General features: G+C 73.5%; 20 protein-coding genes. 5 read left to right on the forward strand and 15 right to left on the reverse strand.

Features of this window, described 5'->3' with window-relative positions; all coding sequences use genetic code 11:
* Window positions 1-59: 59 nt before the first annotated feature.
* The 3 genes from ACLQ2V_RS11395 to lipA form a co-directional block, all read right to left on the reverse strand.
* Complete coding sequence (locus ACLQ2V_RS11395; protein ID WP_425718393.1) at window positions 60-749, reverse strand: DUF4191 domain-containing protein; 690 nt, start codon at window positions 747-749, stop codon at window positions 60-62.
* Window positions 750-809: 60 nt separating this feature from the next.
* Window positions 810-2,297 carry an NAD(P)/FAD-dependent oxidoreductase gene (locus ACLQ2V_RS11400; RefSeq protein ID WP_425718394.1) on the reverse strand — a complete coding sequence of 496 codons (1,488 nt, stop codon included), beginning with the start codon at window positions 2,295-2,297 and terminating at the stop codon, window positions 810-812.
* Window positions 2,298-2,464: 167 nt separating this feature from the next.
* Window positions 2,465-3,538 carry a lipoyl synthase gene (gene lipA, locus ACLQ2V_RS11405; protein WP_425718395.1) on the reverse strand — a complete coding sequence of 358 codons (1,074 nt, stop codon included), beginning with the start codon at window positions 3,536-3,538 and terminating at the stop codon, window positions 2,465-2,467.
* Between the two features lie 362 nt (window positions 3,539-3,900).
* On the opposite strand from lipA, the gene aspS reads away from it, so the two are divergent.
* Window positions 3,901-5,187: an aspartate--tRNA(Asn) ligase gene (gene aspS / locus ACLQ2V_RS11410; RefSeq protein WP_425718396.1), complete on the forward strand. Its 1,287-nt coding sequence runs from the start codon at window positions 3,901-3,903 to the stop codon at window positions 5,185-5,187.
* Between the two features lie 44 nt (window positions 5,188-5,231).
* Here aspS and lipB read toward each other — a convergent pair whose 3' ends face one another.
* From lipB to ACLQ2V_RS11440, 6 genes are all read right to left on the reverse strand, one after another.
* Entirely contained in the window at window positions 5,232-5,879 is a 648-nt protein-coding gene (gene lipB, locus ACLQ2V_RS11415) for a lipoyl(octanoyl) transferase LipB (RefSeq protein ID WP_425718397.1), read from the reverse strand.
* Between the two features lie 88 nt (window positions 5,880-5,967).
* Window positions 5,968-7,725: a DUF2079 domain-containing protein gene (locus ACLQ2V_RS11420; RefSeq protein WP_425718820.1), complete on the reverse strand. Its 1,758-nt coding sequence runs from the start codon at window positions 7,723-7,725 to the stop codon at window positions 5,968-5,970.
* 172 nt (window positions 7,726-7,897) lie between these two features.
* A complete protein-coding gene (locus ACLQ2V_RS11425) occupies window positions 7,898-8,797 on the reverse strand; it encodes a TIGR01777 family oxidoreductase (RefSeq protein WP_425718398.1) in 900 nt (299 codons plus the stop codon).
* A gap of 111 nt (window positions 8,798-8,908) precedes the next feature.
* Entirely contained in the window at window positions 8,909-9,124 is a 216-nt protein-coding gene (locus ACLQ2V_RS11430; RefSeq protein WP_425718399.1) for a hypothetical protein, read from the reverse strand.
* Window positions 9,125-9,361: 237 nt separating this feature from the next.
* Complete coding sequence (locus ACLQ2V_RS11435) at window positions 9,362-9,547, reverse strand: hypothetical protein (RefSeq protein WP_425718400.1); 186 nt, start codon at window positions 9,545-9,547, stop codon at window positions 9,362-9,364.
* Window positions 9,544-10,401: an AAA family ATPase gene (locus ACLQ2V_RS11440; protein ID WP_425718401.1), complete on the reverse strand. Its 858-nt coding sequence runs from the start codon at window positions 10,399-10,401 to the stop codon at window positions 9,544-9,546. Before ACLQ2V_RS11440 ends, ACLQ2V_RS11435 begins: the two co-directional genes overlap by 4 nt.
* A 931-nt stretch (window positions 10,402-11,332) precedes the next feature.
* Between ACLQ2V_RS11440 and ACLQ2V_RS11445 the strand changes: the two genes are divergently transcribed.
* Together ACLQ2V_RS11445 and ACLQ2V_RS11450 are read left to right on the forward strand one after the other, a co-directional pair.
* A complete protein-coding gene (locus ACLQ2V_RS11445; protein WP_425718402.1) occupies window positions 11,333-11,803 on the forward strand; it encodes a helix-turn-helix domain-containing protein in 471 nt (156 codons plus the stop codon).
* An 11-nt stretch (window positions 11,804-11,814) separates the two neighbouring features.
* A complete protein-coding gene (locus ACLQ2V_RS11450; protein ID WP_425718403.1) occupies window positions 11,815-12,363 on the forward strand; it encodes a PIN domain-containing protein in 549 nt (182 codons plus the stop codon).
* Window positions 12,364-12,405: 42 nt separating this feature from the next.
* Here ACLQ2V_RS11450 and ACLQ2V_RS11455 read toward each other — a convergent pair whose 3' ends face one another.
* The 4 genes from ACLQ2V_RS11455 to ACLQ2V_RS11470 form a co-directional block, all read right to left on the reverse strand.
* Window positions 12,406-13,323, reverse strand: a complete 918-nt coding sequence (locus ACLQ2V_RS11455) for an LLM class flavin-dependent oxidoreductase (protein ID WP_425718404.1) — start codon at window positions 13,321-13,323, stop codon at window positions 12,406-12,408.
* Window positions 13,324-13,424: 101 nt separating this feature from the next.
* Window positions 13,425-14,015, reverse strand: a complete 591-nt coding sequence (locus tag ACLQ2V_RS11460; RefSeq protein WP_425718405.1) for a hemerythrin domain-containing protein — start codon at window positions 14,013-14,015, stop codon at window positions 13,425-13,427.
* Between the two features lie 213 nt (window positions 14,016-14,228).
* Window positions 14,229-15,596, reverse strand: coding sequence for a low temperature requirement protein A (locus ACLQ2V_RS11465; RefSeq protein WP_425718406.1), 1,368 nt, complete (start codon window positions 15,594-15,596; stop codon window positions 14,229-14,231).
* 190 nt (window positions 15,597-15,786) lie between these two features.
* Window positions 15,787-16,788: an aldo/keto reductase gene (locus ACLQ2V_RS11470; RefSeq protein ID WP_425718407.1), complete on the reverse strand. Its 1,002-nt coding sequence runs from the start codon at window positions 16,786-16,788 to the stop codon at window positions 15,787-15,789.
* Between the two features lie 51 nt (window positions 16,789-16,839).
* Here ACLQ2V_RS11470 and ACLQ2V_RS11475 point away from each other — a divergent pair, with 51 nt between their 5' ends.
* Window positions 16,840-17,208, forward strand: coding sequence for a MerR family transcriptional regulator (locus tag ACLQ2V_RS11475; RefSeq protein ID WP_425718408.1), 369 nt, complete (start codon window positions 16,840-16,842; stop codon window positions 17,206-17,208).
* A gap of 149 nt (window positions 17,209-17,357) precedes the next feature.
* Here the strand turns inward: ACLQ2V_RS11475 and sucB are convergent, their stop codons facing one another.
* Both sucB and lpdA read right to left on the reverse strand, forming a co-directional pair.
* Complete coding sequence (sucB, locus tag ACLQ2V_RS11480; protein WP_425718409.1) at window positions 17,358-19,208, reverse strand: 2-oxoglutarate dehydrogenase, E2 component, dihydrolipoamide succinyltransferase; 1,851 nt, start codon at window positions 19,206-19,208, stop codon at window positions 17,358-17,360.
* 73 nt (window positions 19,209-19,281) lie between these two features.
* On the reverse strand, window positions 19,282-20,673 hold the full coding sequence (gene lpdA, locus ACLQ2V_RS11485; RefSeq protein WP_425718410.1) for a dihydrolipoyl dehydrogenase: 1,392 nt from the start codon (window positions 20,671-20,673) through the stop codon (window positions 19,282-19,284).
* Window positions 20,674-20,854: 181 nt separating this feature from the next.
* Here lpdA and ACLQ2V_RS11490 point away from each other — a divergent pair, with 181 nt between their 5' ends.
* Window positions 20,855-21,184: a hypothetical protein gene (locus ACLQ2V_RS11490; RefSeq protein WP_425718411.1), complete on the forward strand. Its 330-nt coding sequence runs from the start codon at window positions 20,855-20,857 to the stop codon at window positions 21,182-21,184.
* The last annotated feature ends 26 nt before the right edge of the window (window positions 21,185-21,210 follow it).

Here is a 21,210-nt window from a genome sequence, read left to right on the forward strand (position 1 = left end):
CTGGGCCGGTAGCGCCCGCCGCCGGGCCGGTAGCGCCCCGCCGTCGAGCAGGGCCGGGGTCAGCGGCCCCGGGTCTGCCGGAACGCCCCGCGCTGCGGGCGCATGTTCTTCGGGATCGCACCCTTGGGCATCTGCGGGCGGGCGGTGAGCGCCTTGAGCCGCCGGTCGAGGGAGTTGACGTCCTTGCCGGAGAGGTTGCGCGGCAGCCGCATCAGCGTCATCCGCAGCTTGCGGATCGGCAGCTCGCCCTCGTCCTGCCCGATCACGTAGTCGTAGAGCGGGGCGGAACCGATGACCTTGGACAGCCGCCGCTTCTCCTGCCCGAGCAGGCCGCGCACCCGCTGCGCGTTCCCCTCGGCGAGCAGGATCACGCCGGGCCGGCCGATCACCAGGTGCACCATGTCCATCTGGGTGGTGGAGCTGACCGCCGGGGTGACCCGCCAGTCGCCGCGCATGTTCTCCATGATCTGCGCCGCCGCGCCGGGCTGGCCCTCGGCGGCGTTCATCATCGCCTTGTTGGACCGTAGGTTGAGCACGATCAGCACCGCGAGCAGCGTGAACAGGATGCCCACGGGCAGCCAGAACCAGCCCCAGAGGATCACCGCGACCACGGTCAGCGCGAGCGGGATCAGCACCGCGCCGGCGGTGAGTGGCGCGAACCACCTGTCCTGCTTGGCGGTGAACTTGAACACCATCCCGATCTGCTTCAGCCGCTGGCCGAACGAGACCTTCTCCTGGGGCTTTGCCATGGCGCAGAGTCTAGTGGTCGCCCCGCGAGCGGTTGACCCGCGGCCGGCGCTTACGCCCGCTCAGGGCCGCCGCGGCAGCACCGGGGCGGCGCGGCCGGTGCCGTGCCGGCCGGTGGAGCCGTTCGCCGACCCGCCGTCGGTGTGCTCGTGGTAGTCCTCCTCGACGTTGACCGCCCACACGTCGTGCCCCGCGTCGTCGAGGATGTTCTCCACGGTCAGCATCGCGGTGAGCATCGAGTGGTCCTGGTTGTTGTAGCGGTGCATGCCGTTGCGGCCGATCGGGTGCACGTTCGGCACCGCCTCGGCGAGCCAGTCCCGGATGGTCTGCACGGCCTGCTCGTACCCGGCGTCGTAGACGGGGTACGCCTTCGGCATCCGGACCACGTACCCGGCGGAGACCGCGCCGGGGCGGACCAGCCCGAGCGCCTCCAGCTCGGCGGTGCCCAGGGCGATCAGCTCGTCGTCGGGGGCCTCCCACAGCTCGTCGCCGACGTTGACGAAGTACTCCAGCCCCAGGCAGGTGAACCCCTCCCGCACCAGGTACGGCGACCAGGAGCCGAAGTTCTGCACCCGGCCGACCCGTACCCCCGGGGTGTGCACGTAGATCCAGTTGTCGGGGAAGCCGGCGGCGGCGGGCACCACCAGGGCCACGGTGAGGAAGTCGCGGTGGCGCAGCGCGTCGGCGGCGGCCAGCACGTGCGGCGGCGCGGGCGGGTCCATGGCCCGCACCAGCGCGGGCAGCGGCATGCTGCTGATCACATGGTCGGCGTCGAGCCGCCGCGCGCCGTCCGGGCCGGTCACGGTCACCGCGACCGCCCGCCCGCCGGCCCGGTGCACGGTCGCCGCCCGCTCGCCCAGGGTCACCGCGCCGCCGGCCGCGACGACCAGCTCGGCGCAGCGTTCCCACATCATCCCCGGGCCGAGCTTGGGGTACTGGAACTCCTCGATCAGGCTGGTGATCTCCGCGCCGCCGCGGCGCGGCAGCAGCGCGTTGAGCACCGCGCCGGCCAGCGACAGGTTGCGGATCCGCTGGGCCGCCCAGTCCGCCTGCAGCTCGGTCGCCGCGATGCCCCAGACCTTCTCGGTGTACGTCTTGAAGAACATCCGGTACAGCCGGGTGCCGAAGCGGGCGGAGACCCAGCCTTCGAAGTGGCTCTGGTCCGCCGGGGGGCGCACCCGCGCCCAGAGGTACGACCCGACGCAGCGCACCGCCTCGACGACACCGAGGTTGGCCAGCGCGTTGCCGGCCCGCAGCGGGTAGTCGAAGAGGCGGCCCCGGTAGTGGATGCGGCTCATCCGGGGGCGCAGCAGGAAGTCCCCGTCGGGCAGCACCTCGTGCCAGAACGCCTCGACCCGGGCCACCTTGGTGAAGAACCGGTGCCCCCCGATGTCGAACCGCCAGCCGTCGCGTTCGACGGTGCGGCTGATCCCGCCCACCACGTCGTCGGACTCGATCACCTCGACCGGGGCGGCGCGTCGGGTCAGCTCGTGGGCGGCGGTGAGGCCGGCGGGGCCGGCACCGATGATCACCGTATGTGGCAGGGGCATGATTAAATTCATCATCTTCGACGCTTTGCGGCAAGTCCCACTCCGCAGGATGGGACGCCGGTCCCGCTCAGTGGCCGGTCAGCCCCCGCTCAGCGACGGGTCGGCGCGGGTGTCGCCACCGCCGGTCGGCGGGTGTCGCCGCCCACGTCGACCGGCGCGCGGACCGCTCAGGCGCGGACGGCCTCGCGGGCCCCGCGGGCCTCCAACGCCTGCCGGTAGAGCCGGCCGGCCCGGTACGACGAGCGCACCAGCGGCCCGCTCATCACCCCGGCGAAGCCGATCTCCTCGGCCTCCTCGCTCAGCTCCACGAACTCCTCCGGCTTGACCCAGCGGGTCACCGGGTGGTGCCGGGGCGTCGGGCGCAGGTACTGCGTGATGGTGATCAGCTCGCAGCCGGCGTCGTGCAGGTCGCGCAGCGCCTGGGACACCTCGGCCCGCTCCTCGCCCATGCCGAGGATCAGGTTGCTCTTGGTGACCAGGCCGTCGGCGCGGGCCTGGCGGATCACGTCCAGCGACCGGTCGTAGCGGAACGCCGGCCGGATCCGCTTGAAGATCCGGGGCACCGTCTCGACGTTGTGCGCCAGCACCTCCGGCCGGGAGCCGAAGACCTCGGCGAGCTGCTCGGGGACCGCGTTGAAGTCGGGGATCAGCAGCTCGACGCCGCAGCCCGGCTGGAGCGCGTGGATCTGGCGGACCGTCTCGGCGTAGAGCCAGGCCCCGCCGTCGGGCAGGTCGTCGCGGGCGACGCCGGTGATCGTGGCGTAGCGCAGCCCCATCGACACCACCGACTCGGCGACCCGGCGCGGCTCGTCGGCGTCGAACTCGGCCGGCTTGCCGGTGTCGATCTGGCAGAAGTCGCAGCGCCGCGTGCACTGGTCGCCGCCGATGAGGAAGGTGGCCTCCCGGTCCTCCCAGCACTCGTAGATGTTGGGGCAGCCGGCCTCCTGGCAGACGGTGTGCAGCCCTTCGCGCGAGACCAGCCCGCGCAGTTGGGTGTACTCCGGGCCCATCTTGGCCTTGACCTTGATCCACGGCGGCTTGCGTTCGATCGGCGTCTCTGCGTTGCGCGCCTCGATGCGCAGCATTCGCCGCCCTTCCGGGGCGACCGTCGCGGCACGCGCGGCGGGGCTGGTGGTGGGCTGCTCGGTCGTCGGCGTCGTCGGCGCGACGTGCTCGATCGTCACAAAAACGAGCGTACGCCCGGCGGTCGGCGTCGATGAACGTGACGCGATGGCCGTCACCCCCTAAACGCTGTGACGCCCCCCACCAGTGGCGTCGAAACCCGGTTACCCCCGCCGGATCCCGGTGCTACGTTCCCCGCAGAGCTGCGACGGAGCCAAGTAGCGCGCCGCCCCGCCAGTCCAGAGAGCCGCCGTTGGGTGCGAGGCGGTCTGGCGACGGCGCGCGAAGACCCTCCCGAGCTGCGGGAAGAACGGTGTGCGCGCCTCCCGCGCCCGCCCAGTAGAGCCCGCCGACCGGCCCACGTCACGGGCGACGAAAGAGGCCCCCGCGAAGCTGCGGGGGCGAAGGTGTGGTGGCACCGCGAGGACCCGCTCGCCCACACCTCCCGGGGTCGCGTTGCGATCGATCGAGGAGGTACGCCGTGCAACGCATCCTGTCCCACCAGCTCCCCGCCCATCCCGGCGCGACCGTGCGGATCGCCGGCTGGGTGCACCGCCGCCGGCTGCTCAAGTCGGTGGCGTTCCTGATCGTGCGGGACGCCGCCGGCCTGGCCCAGGTGGTGATCACCGACCCGGCCGGGCGCGCCGCCGTCGCCGAACTCACCGAGGAGACCGTCGTCGAGGTCACCGCCACGGTGGTCGCGAATCCGGCGGCCCCCGCCGGGGTCGAGCTGACCCACCCGACGGTACGACCGCTCGGCCCGCCCGCCGTGCCGCCCCCGTTCGACCTGTACCGGCCGACGCTGACCGCCGCCCTGCCGACCCAGCTCGACCACGCCGACGCGGCCCTGCGCCACCCGACCCGCTCGGCGGCGCTGCGCGTCTCGGCGGCGGCGGTGGCCGGCTTCCGGGCCGCCCTGGACGCCGACGGTTTCGTGGAGATCCACACGCCGAAGGTGGTCGGCTCGTCCACCGAGTCCGGGGCGAACGTCTTCGCGCTGGACTGGTTCGGCCGCCCCGCGTACCTGGCCCAGTCGCCGCAGTTCTACAAGCAGCTCATGGTGGGCGTCTTCGAGCGGGTGTACGAGGTCGGGCCGGTGTTCCGCGCCGAGCCGCACGACACCGTGCGGCACCTGGCCCAGTACACCTCCCTCGACGTCGAGCTCGGCTTCGTCGCCGACCACACCGACGTCATGGCGGTGCTGCGGGACACCCTCGCGGCGATGCTGGCGACGGTGGCGCAGCGGGCCGGCGGCGCCCTGGCCACGCTGGGCGTGATCCCGCCGCCGGTGCCGGCGCGGATTCCGGCCGTGCACTTCACCGAGGCGCTGGCCATCGCCGGCGCCCCGGCCGACGAGCCGGACCTCGCCCCCGCCCACGAGCGGGCGCTGGGCCAGTGGGCCCGCGCGGAGCACGACTCGGAGTTCCTCTTCGTCACCGGGTACCCGATGGCGAAGCGGCCGTTCTACACCCACCCGGACCCGGCGCGGCCGGCGTACTCGAACGGTTTCGACCTGCTGTTCCGGGGGATGGAGCTGGTCACCGGCGGGCAACGCCTGCACCGGTACGACGACTACCTGGCCGCCCTCGCGGCGCGCGGCGAGCCGGTCGGCCCGTACGCGGGCTACCTCGACGGGTTCCGCCACGGCCTGCCGCCGCACGGCGGCTTCGCGATCGGCCTGGAACGCTTCGTCGCCCGCCTGGTCGGGGCGGCCAACGTCCGCGAGGTCACCGCCTTCCCCCGCGACCTGCACCGCCTGACCCCCTGACCCAACCCGCCCCTCGGCCGAGCTGAGCTGCGGGGCGGGGGCGGTCAGGCGGTCGGGGCGACCAGGGTGACCAGGTGCCGCTCGACCACCGGCAGCACGTCGGCGACGGTGATCGGGCGGCCCAGCTCGGCGGTGAGCGAGGTGACCCCGGCGTCGCGGATGCCGCACGGCACGATCCGGTCGAAGGCCGTCAGGTCGCAGTCGCAGTTGATCGAGAAGCCGTGCTGGGTGACGCCTCGGGCGACCCGGATGCCGATGGCGGCCACCTTGCGGGCCGGGCCCCGGTCGTCCTCGGGCACCCAGACCCCGCTGCGCCCCTCGACCCGGCCGGCGGCCAGGCCGAACTCGGCGCAGACGTCGATCAGCAGCTGCTCGGTGCGGCGCACGTAGGCGACCACGTCCACCGGGTCGGGCAGCCGCACGATCGGGTACCCGACGAGCTGCCCCGGACCGTGCCAGGTGATCTTGCCGCCCCGGTCGACGTCGACCACGGGGGTGCCGTCCATCGGCCGGTCCCACGGCTCGGTGCGCTTGCCCGCGGTGTAGACGCTCGGGTGCTCGAGCAGCAGCACCGTGTCCCCGCGCTCGCCGGCCACCACTGCCTCGTGCAGTCGCCGCTGCTCGTCCCAGGCGGCCTGGTAGTCGAGCACCCCAACATGTACGGCGGTCAGCCCTGGAATCGTCGCGGTCACGCCCACAGCGTAGTCCCGTACCCGCCGGTCACCTGCGGTGAGCCGGCTCACCACCAGAGTCGTGCTCACCACCGGCAGGCGGGACGGGTCAGGCCGGCGGGACCCGCCACAGCCACACGTCGTCGACCCGCTGCGGGGGGCCGAGCAGGGCGGTGGCGGTGCGGCGCAGGGCCTCGGTGTCGATGGCGTACTTGGCGCCGTGCACCCGGTCGGGGAGGACGACCACCTCGACGCCCCAGTACCGCAGGTCGGCCATACAGAGCCGGATGCTGCCCTCGGTGATGATCGGCACCAGGCCGGTCCGGCCGGCCTGGTCCATCAGGGTGTCGAAGGTGCGCGGCGGCGGCCCGATCCGGCCCCGGCCGTCCGGCCCGCCGGGGCCGAGGAAGAACCCGGCCGGAAGGCGGAACTCGCCCTGCCGGTGGGCCAGCGCGTGCGCCTGCCAGCGCTGCCCGTCCGGGGTCACGTCCAGCGGCAGCGGCAGCGGGGTGAGCACCCCGCCCGGGGAGACGTACTCGGTCCAGGTGCCGGCGGTGATGAACGCCGGCACCGGCTCGCGGACGCTGGTCAGCAGCGGCATGGGCAGCAGCGGCAGCAGCGCCGCCGCGAAGCCGGCGACCCAGGCGACGGCCGCGCCGCGCCGCGTCGGTGGCGCGGCCCGCAGCCGGTCGACGGTGTACGCCAGCAGCAGCCCCACCATCGGGGCCACCACCAGGGCCAACCGGGCCGGCAGGGCGGCGTTGACCACCGGCAGGCCGTCCAGCAGCACGAACGGCAGCGGCCAGTCGGTGCGCGCGCCGGTCCACTTCAGCCGGGGCCCCCAGGAGAGCACCGTGAAGACGACGGCGGTGACGCCCAGCGCCGCCACGGTGGCCCGGCGGGCCCGGTCCCGCCGCCAGAGGAAGGCGAAGCACGCCACGGCCAGCAGCAGCAGCGGCACCCCGAAGAAGGAGTTCTCCTCGGTCGGGTTGGGCGCCAGCGAGGTGCCGAACCCGGCCGCGCCGGCCAGCGACCGGCTCGGGTACGCCCCGTACGCGGCGACGTCCTCGGCGTGGATGACCGGGTCGAAGCCGGTGCCGTGGAACCGCTGCGCCCCCGCGAAGTGCAACCACAGCGGGTACGCCAGCAGCGCCCCGGCGGTCAGCGCGGTGACGCCCAGCCCGCGCAGGAAGCCGGGCAGCGCGCCCCGGGCGGCGGCCCGCCGGCTCGGGTGCAGCGCCCAGGCGGCCAGGAAGACGCCGAGCGCCAGGGCCGTGAAGAACAGCCCCTCGGCGGCGATGGAGAAGGCCACCGCGACGGCGACCCCGAGCACGATGCCGTTGCGTACCCGGTGCTCGGGGCGGCGCAGCGCGAACAGCCGCCAGGCCAGCAGCGGCACCAGCCAGCCGGCCGTCCAGTTCAGGTGGGCGTTGGCATGCGACACCATGCCGGGGGAGTACGCGACGAAGAACGCCCCGACCGCCGCCGCGAGCCGGCTGTCGACGAGGCAGCGGGAGAGCAACAGGTACCAGGCCACCGCCGTGGCGGCCAGGTTGAGGGTGAGGATCACCAGGAACGTCGCCGGCGGCCCGATCAGGTACGTCAGCGGGGCGAAGACCGCCGCGTACACGGTGATCGAGGTGTTGACCGCGAGGTTCACCCCGTCCGGAACGTTGATCAGGTACGTGAAGAGCGGGTTCTCCCCGTGGGTGAGCGCGTGCCCGCCGAAGGCCAGCAGCCACTCGAAGAACGCCTGGTCGCTGGAGTTCGCGGTGATCGCCCGCTGGTTCGGGGCCTGCCACAGCCCGCTGGTCACCCAGCCGGCCAGCGCCAGCGCGACCACGACGACGACGAGGTCGACGCGCAGGTCGCGGCGGCGGGCGGGGCGGGCGTCGGTGCCGGGGGCGGGCGTCGGCCCGGCGGCCGGGGACGGGGGCGGGGGCGGGGACGACGGCACGCAGGGACGTTACCAACCGGGCCCGGCCCGCCGCCGGAACCCGCAGCCTGGCGGCGGGCGTCGGCGGGCCGGAGCCTCGCGTTCAGTCGTTGAGGGCGGCGTGCAGTGCGCTCGGCAGGTCGGGGTGGCGGTAGTCGAAGCCCGCCCGGGTCAGCACCCCCGGCAGGACCCGGGTGCTGGTCAGCGCCTCCTGGGAGAAGCCGCCGAGGGCCACCTTCAGCGCCAGCGCCGGGATCGGCACGACCGCCGGGCGGTGCAACTGTCGGGCCAGTTCCCGGGTGAACTCGGCGTTGGTGACCGGGGCGGGGCCGACCCCGTTGACCGGGCCGGCCAGGTCGTCGCGGTCCAGCGCGAACGATGCCACCCGCAGCCAGTCGACCAGCGAGATCCACGGCAGCCACTGCCGCCCGCTGCCCAGCCGCCCCGCCACCCCCAGCTTGAACGGCAGCAGTTGCGGCTTGAGCAGCCCGCCGTCGCGGTGCAGCGGCAGCCCGGTGCGCAGCCGGACCACCCGCACCCCGGCGTCCTCCGCCGGGCGGGTGGCCGCCTCCCAGACCCGGCAGACGTCGGCGAGGAACCCGTCGCCCGCCGGGGCGTCCTCCTCGACCACCCGGTCGCCGGTGTTGCCGTACCAGCCGACGGCCGAGGAGTTCAGCAGCACCGCCGGCCGATCGGCGGCCGGCAGCCCGGCGATCGTGGCGGCCAACGTGCCGGTGGTGTCGACCCGGCTGGTCCGGATCAGCCGCTTGTACCCGTCGTTCCACCGCTTGTCGCCGACGCCCGCGCCGGCCAGGTTCACCACCGCGTCGGTCTCGGCGACCACCGCCGGGTCGAGCTGCGCCCCGGCGGGGTCCCACCGCCGCTCGTCGGGGGTGCGCGCCGCCCGCCGCACCAGCCGGGTCACCCGGTGCCCGTCGGCGGTGAGGTGGTCGGCCAGTCGGGTGCCGAGGAAACCGGACGCGCCGGCCATGAGGATCCGCATACCCCCATCTTCGGGTACGAGCCCCCGTAGGGGCGCGGCGAGCGGACCAAACGCCCGCTCAGCGCACCCCGCCAACCAGCAGCCGCCCCACCCGGGCGAACACGCCGCGTGTCACCGCCAGCCCTTGACCACCAGGTCCACCTCGTCCAGCAGGCGCTGCCAGCCACTCAACCGCCGGACGGGACCGGCTGGGTCGAGCGTGGCGAGAAGGTGACGCCGATGCTCGTTGAACCGGGTCTTGATCCTCTCGCGGCGGCGTCCGGTGACGTCGGCGGCGGTCAGGATGCAGTCGCCGAGCAGCGCCTTGAGATCAGCGACGGATTCCACCTCGTGCGGCTTCGGCAGGCCGAGCCTCGTACGCCCTCTCGGGTTCTCCGCGACCTTTCCTGATCGCCGCCTCGTCGAGCAACAGCCACGCCTCGGTCATCCGGATGGGAATGATCGGGACCAAGGCGGAGTCCGGTGACACCTGGGCGACGGCCGCTCGTATCTCGCGCAGCCGAGCGGCGTAGCCCGCGCTGTCCGCGTCCCGATGGACCACGATCAGGTCGACCGGGGCGTGTGTCAGCTCCAAGCCGGCCCGTACGCGGGACCCGAGTCCTTGCCCACGCCGGTCAGCCGCTCGAAGGCGGGCCGGCTGAGGCGGAGTTCGATGCCGCGTTCGCAGAACAACGACTCGATGAGTTCGGCCAAGGGCTGGTCGGAGGTGCCCTCAGCAACGAAGAGACCCGAGCGGGCGGGACGGCTCACGCGATCAGGCCCGGCGGGAGACGGAGCTGCGCTGACGGCGGGTTGGCGAGGTAGGCCACCATGTCGGCCTCCGAGAAGGTGGGCCGTCCCGGCTGGGCGCGCCACGACTGCCGGTACGGCACCAGCGCCAGCGAGCGGACCACCCCCCGCTCCGGCGTCGACCTCGGCCTGAGCTGCGCCAGCAGCAGATCAGCCGGGTCGCAGAGCTGCACGACCCCGGGCGCGTGGGTATTGACGATGACCTGCCGGAACGGGTTCGTGTAATCCGGTGGGTCGGCCGGGTCCACGGCGAGGTCGCGTACGAGCTGGACCATCGCAGGGAGGTTCGCGGGATGGATGCCGTTCTCCGGTTCCTCCATGCAGATCAGCCCGGTGAACTGCGCGTCTTCCAGCAGGATGCAGAGCGCCAGGAAGCGCAGGGTGCCCTCGGAAAGGGCGCGCGCCGGCAGCCTGAGCCCGCCCCGTTCCTGGAGGAAGAGGGTGAACAGCTCGCGGGCGTCGTCGTACTCGACGTCCAGGTGGTCCACGCCGACGCCGGTGAGGTCGCCGAGCCGGCCCGCCACGGCGGCGTACGTCCGTTGCGGATCGGCCGACCAGTCGGGGGCGTGCGCCACCCGGTACAACGTGCTGGCCAGGTGCCGGCCGTTCGGGGCGAGGGAGTCCGGGGCCGGCGTGTCGTCCGGTGCCCGGAGCGCGGACGGCTCCAGGGCGAGCCGCCGCCAGCTCCGCATCTCCTGCCGTGCGGCGAGGGCGGTCGGGTAGTCGGCCGTGTTCATGGTGCTCAGCACCGTGCGGCTGGCCCGCTCGCCGACGCGGGACCGCCTGGCGGCGCGACCCTCGTCGAGGACGTCCACGACGAGGCCGTGTTCGTCCTGCTGCCGGGTGGTGGACCACGACCAGCGTGCCGATCAGCGTGACCGCGTCGACGGTCCGCCCGAAGTCGCTGACCGGCACGGCCAGCGGAGTGGTGTAGCTGAGCGCGAGCCAGGCCACCACCGGCAGCGCCGGGCCGTACCGGTGGGCGGCGTCCGTGGGCGCGGGCGCGTACCGCCACCTCGGGGTCCGCCGCCGCGCCAGCCAGAAGACCCCGGCCGGCACGCCCAGCAGCAGCGCCAGCTTCACCAGCGAGTACGCCGGTTCGCCGCCGAACAGCGGCAGCGTGACCGCGAAGACGACGGCGGCCAGCAGCAGGGGCACCGCCTCCCGGTACGGCGCGGGCTCATCCGGCCACGCCGGGGCGGGGGCCGGCGGCACCAGCCGGACGAGCGCGATGCCGACCAGCGCGGGGATCCAGCGATGCCACATCGGGACCGTGCCGTCGTGGTCGGCGCTGTACCGGATGTCCGTGCCGCCCGTGGCGACCAGCCAGAGCGCCGAGCCGACGATCAGCAGGCCGCCGACGGCGAGCACGAGCCAGCCGGCCCTCGGGCTGCGCCGCGCCTGCCGAATGTCCATCATGGTCACCGCCGGCACGGTACCAAGGCCCGCCCACCTTCGCGGGTCGCCGGACGGGCGTCGCGTCAGTCGCCCAGGAGCGCCCGGACCCGGTCGGCCCCCACCGCCAGCAGCAGGGTGGGCAGGCGGCCGGCCGGGCCTTGGTCCAGTGCGGGGCCAGGATCGCGTCGCTGCGGTTCCGCTCGCGCATGGCCAGCAGGATCTGGTCGGGGCGCCGGGGGCCCGCCTCGACCTCCTGGGCAACCGGCGGCCTGCGCCAGCCGATCACGCCGTGCCATCGGATCGCCGCAATCTCGTTGCGAATTTTTCGAATAGCGCTACGCTCGGGCTATGAGCAGCGCCCTCCGTGAACGCACGGTCCTACCTCCCGAAGACCCCGCCGACCTGGCTCGATTCGTGCAGGAGTTGCGAAGCGCCGGCAATCGGGCTCGGGCCCGGCTGGTGGGTCCCGACGGCTCCGAGATCGAGATTCCGGACGAGTTGTACGGAGTGCTGCGGGACGTGGTGACAGCGCTGTCCGAAGGGCTGGCGATTTCCATCGCCCCGCACAACACCATGCTGACGACACAGGAGGCGGCAGACCTGCTGAACATCTCGCGGCCGACCGTGGTCCGGCTGCTCTCGGACGGCGAAATACCCCACACCATGCGGGGACGCCACCGCCGAGTCATGTTGCGGGACATCCTCGACTATCAGGAGCGGACCCGCCAGGAGCGGCGGCAGACGCTCGACCGGATGACGGCGGAAGCCGAGGAGGACGGGCTGTACCACCTCACGTCTACTCCGCGAAGCACGAGTTGAGGGCGGCCTGAGTGGCGTTTTCGGCATTCCTCGACACCTGCGTGCTCTACCCCGCGCATCTGTGCGACACCCTGCTGCGGCTCGCCGAGATGGCCGCGTACCGGCCGCTCTGGTCGGAGGACGTCCTGACCGAGCTTCGGCGCAACCTTGTCGCCCGGGGGATCTCAGAGGAACGGGTCGACCGGCGGGTGGCTCAGATGCGTGCGGCCTTCCCGGATGCCATGGTGAGTGGTTACGACTCGCTCGTCGAGGGAATGACCAACGACCCCAAGGACCGGTATGTGTTGGCAGCTGCGGTTCGAGCAAACGCGGAGGTCGTCGTCACGTTCAACATCGCTGACTTCCCGGAACCAGCGCTCAAGCCGTACGACGTCGTGGCGGTGCAGCCGGACGACTTCCTACTTGATCAACTGGACCTCTATCCGGCCCAGACGTTGGACGTGCTCCACCGCCAGGCTGCGGCCTACCGGCGAGAGCCGACCACCGTGCCGGGCCTTCTGGTGCTGCTCGGTCGCACCGGCGTGCCGCAGTTCGCGTCCGAGGTCCGCAGGCATCTCTGAGATCGTCGGAGGAGATCCGCGACATCCGCGAACCGGAGCCGGTCAGGACGCGAGCCGCCGCAGCACCGGGGTCAGCGGGTCGAGGGCATTGGCGCGTACCACGAAGCGGGTGACCCCCCAGCGGCGCTCGTGCTCGGCGACCGCCGCGACGATCTCGTCCTCGGTGCCGATGAGCGCGAATGGGGTGGCCAGCAGCTCGGCGACGGTGAGGCCGGTGTCGGCGGACTGCTCGGCGGCGGCGGCCTCCGCGTCGTCGGTCACCACCACCGTCTGCACCAGGGCCTCCAGCGCGGGCGGCGTCGCCCGGCCCGCCGCCCCCTCGGCGACGCGGGCTAGCTGCGCCTCGATCTGGTCGGCCCGCCACCGGGCCTCGTGCTGGTGGCCGTCTTCCAGGGTACGACCGAAGCCGGCCAGCCCGACCACGTCGGCGTGCGCGCCGGCCCAGCGCAGCAGCGTGGAGTTGGACGTGCCGACGGTCAGCGGGATGCGCTCCTGCACCGGCCGGGGCGCGTCCAGCCGGGCGGCCCGCACGGCCAGCTCGGCGGAATCGACGCTGACCTCCTCCCCGTCGAGCAGGGCGCGGACGGCCTCGGTGACCGCGACGCAGCGACGCACCCGGCCGGCCACGTCGGGGCGTTCCCGGCCGACCGCCCGCCACTCGGCCGGGGTGTGGCCGGCGCCGATGCCGAGCCGGGCCCGCCCGCCGGAGAGCACGTCGAGGGTGGCCACGGAGGTGGCCAGCAGCATCGGCTCGCGGACGCCGAGATTCGACACGTACGACCCGAGGCCGATCGTCGAGGTCACCGACGCGGCGGCGGCCAGCGCCACGAACGGGTCGCCGCAGGAGCCGGGATGGTCGGCGGCCAGCAGCGTGTCGTAGCCGGCGGCCTCGGCCCGCCGGGCCAGGTCGAGCCAGCTCGCCGCGTCCTTCGGGGTGCTCTGGAGGGAGAAGGTCGTCACCCGGATCAGCGTGCGGTGTCACGGCCCGCGCGGCCAGTCCGCCGGGCCGCATTCTGCCGACCGGCGAATCCACCGACCGCATTGCCGTCGCGGGGGCGGGCTCACCACGCCGGCGGGGCGAGGCCGAAGAGCTCCCGCGCGCTGCCCGCCTCGGCACCCAGCGCGTCGAGCGCGGCGACGATCGTGCGCTCCTCGAAGCCGAAGTGCGACTCGATGATCGCGGTGAGGCCGTCCAGCTCCGCCAGCACCCGGGCGGCGGCGGCCGGGTGCGCCGGGCGCGGGCCGGCGACCAGCTCCTCGACCCGGCGGACGATGCCGTCGATGAGCCGGTGGTCCTGGGCGAGCTTCTCCAGCACCGGGCGCAGCCGTGGCTCCTCGGCGGCGAGCGCCCGGAACGCGCCGGCGTCCTCGCCGGTGTGGTGCGCCGTCAGCGCCGCGCAGAAGCTCAGGCAGTGGGCCCGCAGGCTGCGTAGCCGACCCCCGTCGCCGGGCGGGGCCGCACCGGGCGGCGCGGAGCCGGGCGGGGCGGTGTCCGGCGGGGCGGTGTCTGGCGGGGCCGTATCCGGCGGGGTCGCGTCCGGTGCGAGGCCCGCGCGGAGCTGGGCCAGCTCCTCGCGGAGCCACTGGTGGATCTCGATCAACTGGGTGCCGAGCGCCGTGAGGCGGTCGCCCGGCCCGGGGGAAGGGTGCACGTGTCGTCCCGTACGTCCCGCGCCTCCATGCCCTCGGCGGGTCTCCTTGCCGGGTGCACCGCGACGCTGGCCACGACCCTACCGGCCGACCGCCCCGCGCGCCGCCCCGCGCCGCCGGGCCGACCGCCCCGCGCCGCCGGGCCGGGCAGTTGCCGCCGGTCCGAGGGCTTGCCGCCGGGGTGGGCGCTGCCACCCCGCCGGTGGCGCGGGCCGTCACGACTGAGTTGGCGGCTGCTCGTCGGGTTCCGGCTCGCGCGGTTGCTCGTCGGGTTCCTCCTCGCGCCAGCGGCCCCGCCAGGCGGCCTCGCTGATCTCGTGGCTGGTGCGCTCGCGGATGACCTCCTCGTGCAGGCTGCGCCGCGCCTGCGTCCAGACGACCACCTCCACCATGACCAGGCCCACGCAGATCGCGGTGAGCAATCCCAGGGCGGCCAGTCCGGGCAGGCGGGCGGCGACCGGGATGCCGGCGGCGAGCAGCACGACGGCGGCGACCCGGGTCCAGGAGAGCGTCCGCAGCGCGCGCGCCTGGAACAGCATGTTGCCGCCGAGGTAGCAGATCACCCCGCCGTAGAGCAGCGGCACCGACAGGCCGGGGCCCGGCTCGCCGACGGGGGTGTCGGGGTCGGCGATGTCGTGCACGATTTCCTCGGCGCCCAGGGCGAACAGGATGATCCCGGCGACCATCGGCAGGTAGAGGTACGCGTACGCGTCGCGCGCCAGCCGGGCCCGGGGGCGGCCCGTGGCCACGTGCAGCGCGATCCGGGCGGCCGGGCCGACGATGTCGTAGTGGGCCCACCAGAGCGCCGCCGTGAAGAAGATCCCGAACACCGCCCCGGTGAGCAGCGGCCAGGTGGGCGGCTGGCCGAGGATGTCGCCGCCGATGCCGACCGAGATGACCGACTCGCCCAGCGCGATGATCAGGATGAGGTCGTACCGTTCCGTCCAGTGCTCCGCCGACTCCACCTGCCAGCCGTTCCAGGCCCCGAGCAGCCCGGTGGTGTACTGCAGCAGCACCACGGCCACCCAGAGCCAGTCGCGGGCCAGCGTCGCCCGCCCCGGGTCGTCGATGGTGGTGGGCAGCAGCGCCGCCGCCAGCAGCAGCAGGGTGCTCAGGATCAGTTCCGGGGCGAACCGCAGGAGCTGGCGGCGCTCCGCCGGGCGGTCCCGCACGGCGTGCAGGAAGAGCAGCAGGTGCACGGCGCGGATCACCACGTAGCTGACCGCCACGACCACCGGCCCGCCGGAGCCCGCGCGGGGGTCGCTGAAGGCCTGGGGCAGCGCCAGCGCGAAGCAGAACAGCGCGGCCATCCCGACGACCATCAGCACCGGTACGAAGCCCTGACCGAGCCGGATCCGGGTGGCCACCACGCTGTGCACCACCCACGTCCACCAGAGCACGGCGAGCACCAGCATGGCGTGCAGCAGTGACGCGCCGGTGATCTCCGCGGCGGTGGCCCGGGTGATGATGAAGAACGAGAAGACGAAGACCAGGTCGAAGAAGATCTCGAACCTGTCGACCCGGGTGCCCGGGGCGACCGCCACGGCCGGGCCGAGCCGGCCGCGCCGTCGGTAGCCGCCCACCCGTCCACTCTCGCAGCGCCCCGCCGCCCGGGGGGCCGATTCGGCCCGTCCCGGGGCCGGGGGAGCGATGCCTACGCCGCCCCGCCGACGGTCGGGCCAAGGGCCGACTCGGCCGTCCCGGGGCCGGGCGACCGACCCCTGCGCCGCCCCGCCGGCCGTCGGGTGCGGTCGGCGGGGCGGGGGTGCGCGGTCAGGCCGTCGCCGGGGCCGCGCGGAGGTCGGCCAGGAGGCGTTCGACTTCTGCGAAGGCGTCGTCGGGCAGCGGGCCGAGGGCGAGGGTGGCGAAGTTCTCCTCCGCCTGGGCCACCGTCCGGCAGCCCGGGATCGGCACCGTCCGAGGGCTGCGGGCGAGCAGCCAGCCGAGCGCGCCCTGGGCGGGCGTACGGCCGTCGGCGGTGAGCGCCGCGCGGATCTGCGCCACCCGTGCCGCCCACTGGGGAGTCGGCCTGCCGTCGGTGAACCAGATCAGCCACTCCGGCGCCATCCCGCGCACGTCGTCGCGGCCCACGGCCCGGTTGACGCCGGTGAGCAGCCCCATCGCCAGCGGCCCCCGGTTGAGGGCGGCCAGGTCAGCGGCCTCGCAGACCGCCAACATCCGGGCGTTGTCCAGCAGCACCGACTGGTCGTGCTGGATCGCGGCGCAGTGCGGCCCGGCCGCCGCGAACGCCTCGGCCGACGCCGGGTGATCGGTGCTCCAGCCGTACGCCCGGATCTTGCCCTGGGCGACCAGGTCCTCCAGCGTGCCGACCAGGTCGAGCGCGGCGGAGACCGGCAGGTTGTTGAGGTGCAGTTGGTAGAGGTCGACATGGTCGGTGCCGAGCCGGCGCAGCGACTCCTCCAGGCTGGTCACCGCGTAGTCGGGGCTGGGGTCGGTGCCGATCGCCCGCCGGGTCGCCTCGTCGGCCCGGTTGCCGAACTTGGTGGCGATCACCACCCGGTCGCGGCACCCGGCGAGGGCCCGGCCGAGGACCCGTTCGCTGTGCCCGGCGCCGTAGTTGCTGGCCGTGTCGAAGAGGGTCACCCCGAGGTCGAGCGCGGCGTGGACGGTGCGGATCGACTCGTCGTCGTCGACCTTGCCCCAGCCGAACGGCTGCCCGCCGTCGCCCCAGAGCTCACCGCCGATCGCCCAGCAGCCCATGCCGAGCGCGCCGACGTCGATCCCGCTGCGCCCCAGAGTCCGTGTCATCGTCATGCCTTACAGCGTGTGACCTGGAGTGCGCTCCAGGTCAAGTACGCTGTCGCGATGAACGGCTACGCACCCTCCGAGGCGGCCCGGCGCAGCGGCTTCAGCCTCGACACGCTGCGGTACTACGAGAAGGTCGGGTTGCTCAACGGGGTCGGGCGCACCTCGGGCGGGCGGCGGGTCTTCACCGACGACGACCTGGGCTGGCTGGTGCTGATCCGCTGCCTGCGCGACACCGGCATGCCGATCGCCGACATCGCCCGCTACGCCGAGCTGTTCCGCGCCGGGGAGCACACCGTCGGTGAGCGCAAGGCGCTGCTGCAGCGGCACGCGGAGCGCACCGAGGAGCAGCTGCGCCTGCTCCAACGCCAGTACGACCACCTCCGCAGCAAGATCCACTACTACGACGGGCTGACCGACGCGGGTTAGCCGCTGTCAGTGCCCCGGCACCGCCCGTGGGCGGGGCCGGCGGTGGTCGGCACGCCGGCGGTGGACGACGACGGCCGTGGGCGGGGCCGGACGGCGACGGGCGCCCCGGTCGGTGTGACCGGAGCGCCCGTCGGGTGGGACGGCGGGGGTTACAGGCCCAGCTCGGCCTCGAAGTTGCCGGCCTCCAGCCGCGCCTTGACCGTGGTCAGGAAGCGGGCCGCGTCGGCGCCGTCGATCAGCCGGTGGTCGTACGACATCGCCAGGTAGACCATCGAGCGGATCGCGACGACCTCGCCCAGCTCCGGGTCGTTCACCACGACCGGGCGCTTCACCACGGCACCGGTGCCGAGCATCGCCGACTGCGGCGACGGCACGATCGGGGTGTCGAAGAGCGCGCCCCGGCTGCCGGTGTTGGTCACCGTGAACGTCGCCCCGGTGATCTCGTCCGGGCTGATCTTGTTGGTCCGGGTGCGCTCCGCCAGGTCGGCGATCCGCTTGGCCAGCCCACCCAGGTTCAGGTCGCCGGCACCGTGGATCACCGGCACCATCAGGCCGCGCTCGGTGTCCACCGCGATGCCCAGGTGCTCGGCGTCCGGGTAGGTGATCGTGCCGGCGTCGAGGTCCATGCTGGCCTGGACGATCGGGTACGTCTGCAGCGCCTCGACCGCCGCGAGGGCGAAGAACGGCAGGAACGACAGCTTCACGCCGTGCCGCTGCTGGAACGAGTCCTTGGCGCGGGCCCGCAGCTTGGCGACCCGGGTGACGTCCACCTCGACCACGGTGGTGAGCTGCGCCGTCTCGTGCAGCGACTGCTGCATGCGCTTGGCGATCGTGGCCCGGATCCGGGGCAGCTTCTCGGTGGTGCCACGCTTGGAGCTCGGCTGCGGCTTCTCGGCCGGCTTGGCCTTCTCCGCCGCAGCGGTCGGCTGCGCCGCCGGGGCCGGGGCGGCCTTGGCGGCCTTGGCCTTCTCCGCCGCCTCCAGCACGTCCTGCTTGCGGATCCGGCCACCCACGCCGGTGCCGCTGAGCGAGGCCAGGTCGACGCCGTGCTCGTTGGCGAGCTTGCGCACCAGCGGGGTCACGTACCCGGCCGCCTCCTCGCCGCCCTGGGCGGGCGCGGCGGGGCGCTGCGCGCCGCCGGTCGGGGCCGCCGGCTGCGCCGTCTGCTCGGCCTGCGCCGGCTTGGCGGCGGTCTCGGCCTGCGCCGACGGCTCGTTGTACGACAGGCCCGGGGTCGGCTCCTCGACCTCTTCCGCCGCCGGGGCCTTGGCCTTCGGCTCGGGCTTGGGCTCGGGCTTGGGCTCGGGCTTGGCCTCGGCCTTCGGCTCGGGCTTCGGCTCCGGCTTGGTCTCGGCCGGGGCGGCGCCGGCCGCCCCGACGATCGCCAGGTCGGCGCCGACGGCGGCGGTCTCGTCCTCGGCGACCTTGATCTCCAGCAGGGTGCCGGCGACCGGCGAGGGGATCTCCGTGTCGACCTTGTCGGTGGAGACCTCCAGCAGCGGCTCGTCGACCTCGACGGTCTCGCCGACCTGCTTGAGCCAGCGGGTGACCGTGCCCTCGGTGACGCTCTCGCCCAGGGCCGGCATCTTGACCGGGGTGCCCTCGCCCGACGACGCCGGGGCGGCCTCGGCGGCCGGCTCCTCGACGGCCGGCTGCTCCGCCTCGGCCTGCGGCTCGGCGGCGGCCTCGGCGGCCTCCTCGGCCGGCTGCTCCTGCTCCTGCTCCTGCTGCGGGGCGGCCTCGCCGCCGCCGGCCGACTCGCCCTCACCGGCGATGACGGCCAGCTCGCTGCCCACCTCGGCGGTCTCGTCTTCGCCCACCACGATCCGGCTCAGCACGCCCGCCGCCGGGGACGGGATCTCGGTGTCGACCTTGTCGGTCGAGACCTCCAGCAGCGGCTCGTCGACCTCGACGGTCTCGCCCTCCTGCTTGAGCCAGCGGGTGACGGTGCCCTCGGTGACGCTCTCGCCGAGCCGAGGCATGGTGACCGATACCGGCATGTTCCAAAACTCCTTTAGTCCCCTGAAGCGATCTCGCCCGTCTGCCGCCGGACGCCGCGGAATCAGTTCTCGATCAGGCGTGCGCGTGCAACGGCTTGCCGGCGAGGGCGAGGTGCGCCTCGCCCAGGGCCTCGTTCTGGGTCGGGTGGGCGTGCACGAGCTGCGCCACCTCCGCCGGGTACGCCTCCCAGTTGTAGATGAGCTGCGCCTCGCCGACGAGCTCACCGACCCGGGCGCCCACCATGTGCACGCCGACGACCGGGCCGTCGGCGACCCGTACCAGCTTGACGAAGCCGGTGGTCTTGAGGATCAGGCTCTTGCCGTTGCCGCCCAGGGGGTTGGTGTACGTCTGGATCTTGTCCGCGCCGTACTGCTCCTTGGCCTTGGCCTCGGTGAGGCCGACCGACGCCAGCTCCGGGTCGCTGTAGGTGACCCGGGGGATGCCGACCTCGTCGATCACGGCCGGGTTCTGGCCGGCGATCTCCTCGGCGACGAAGATGCCCTGCTGGAAACCGCGGTGGGCGAGCTGGAGGCCGGGCACGATGTCGCCGACGGCGTAGACGTTCGGCACGCCGGTGCGCAGCCGCTCGTCGGTCAGCACGTAGCCGCGGTCCAGCTTCACGCCCTGCTCCTCGTACCCGAGGTCGGCGGTGTTCGGGCCGCGGCCGACGGCGACCAGCAGCAGCTCGGCCTCGACGACGTCGCCGCCGGCGATGGTGACCTTGACGCCCTTGTCGGTCTTCTCGACCTTCTCGAACGGCTTGCCGACCTTGAAGTTGATCTTCCGCTTGCGGAAGGCCCGCTCCAGCGCCTTCGACGACTCCTCGTCCTCGGCGGCGACCAGCCGGGGCAGCGCCTCGATGATCGTCACGTCCACGCCGAAGGACTTCCACACGCTGGCGAACTCGACGCCGATCACGCCGCCGCCCAGCACGATCGCCGAGGCCGGCACCCGGTCCAGCATCAGCGCGTGGTCGCTGGTGATGACCTTCTCGCCGTCGATCTCCAGGCCGGGCAGGCTCTTCGCGTACGACCCGGAGGCCAGCACGATGTTGCGGCCGGTGTAGCGCTTGCCGTCGACCTCGACGGCGTTCGGGGCGACCAGCTTGCCGTGGCCCGCGACGAAGGTGATCTTCTTCGCGCCCTTGATCAGACCCTGCAGGCCCTTGTACAGCCGGGAGATCACCCCGTCCTTGTACGAGTTGACGCCCGCCATGTCGATGCCGACCAGCTCGGCCTTGACGCCGAACTGCTCCGACTCACGGGTGGAGTCGGCGACCTCGGCGGCGTGCAACAGCGCCTTGGTCGGGATGCAGCCGTTGTGCAGGCAGGTCCCGCCCACCTTGCCCTTCTCGATCAGCGCGACCGACAGGTCCAGTTGGGCGGCGCGCAGCGCCGCCGCGTAGCCGCCGCTGCCACCTCCGAGGATGACGATGTCGAAGGTTGCGTCGTTCGGCTCGCTCACGTCCAACTCCCAGTTCGCGTCACTGCCTGGAGGGGGTCACGGCAGGGATGGCACGGACAGACCCCACCTCGGTCATCTTGTCACCACCGCGCAGCCGGCGCTTACCGAGGTGCCCAACGACACGTCAGAGGCACGTACGCTTGGCACCGGTTTCGACGGCGGACGTGGGGGGAGACGGGCGGTGGCGCTGTTCCGGCGACGTAAGCAAGCGGGCGCGGCGGGTCGTGACCGCCCCGCCGAGCGAGGCGATCTCGAGCACCTGGAGAACTTCGTCCGGACCAGGCGGGGCGTCGAGGCGTACATCGAACCGAGGACCACCGTGACGGAGACCACGGTGATCCTCATCGCCGACGACGGGGAGTGGACCCGCCGCCGCGTCGAGGGCCCGGACGGGGCCCGCCGCTTCGCCCACAAGCTCGGCATCCCCATCTACGACGTGCGTCTCATGGGCTACCCGCAGCGGATGCGCGACTACAACGAACGCCGCAAGCGCCGCCCCGAGCTGTACTGACCCGCCCGCCGCCGGACCCCGTACCC

It is taken from the genome of Micromonospora sp. DT233 (genome assembly GCF_049841815.1).
Taxonomy (GTDB): domain Bacteria; phylum Actinomycetota; class Actinomycetes; order Mycobacteriales; family Micromonosporaceae; genus Micromonospora.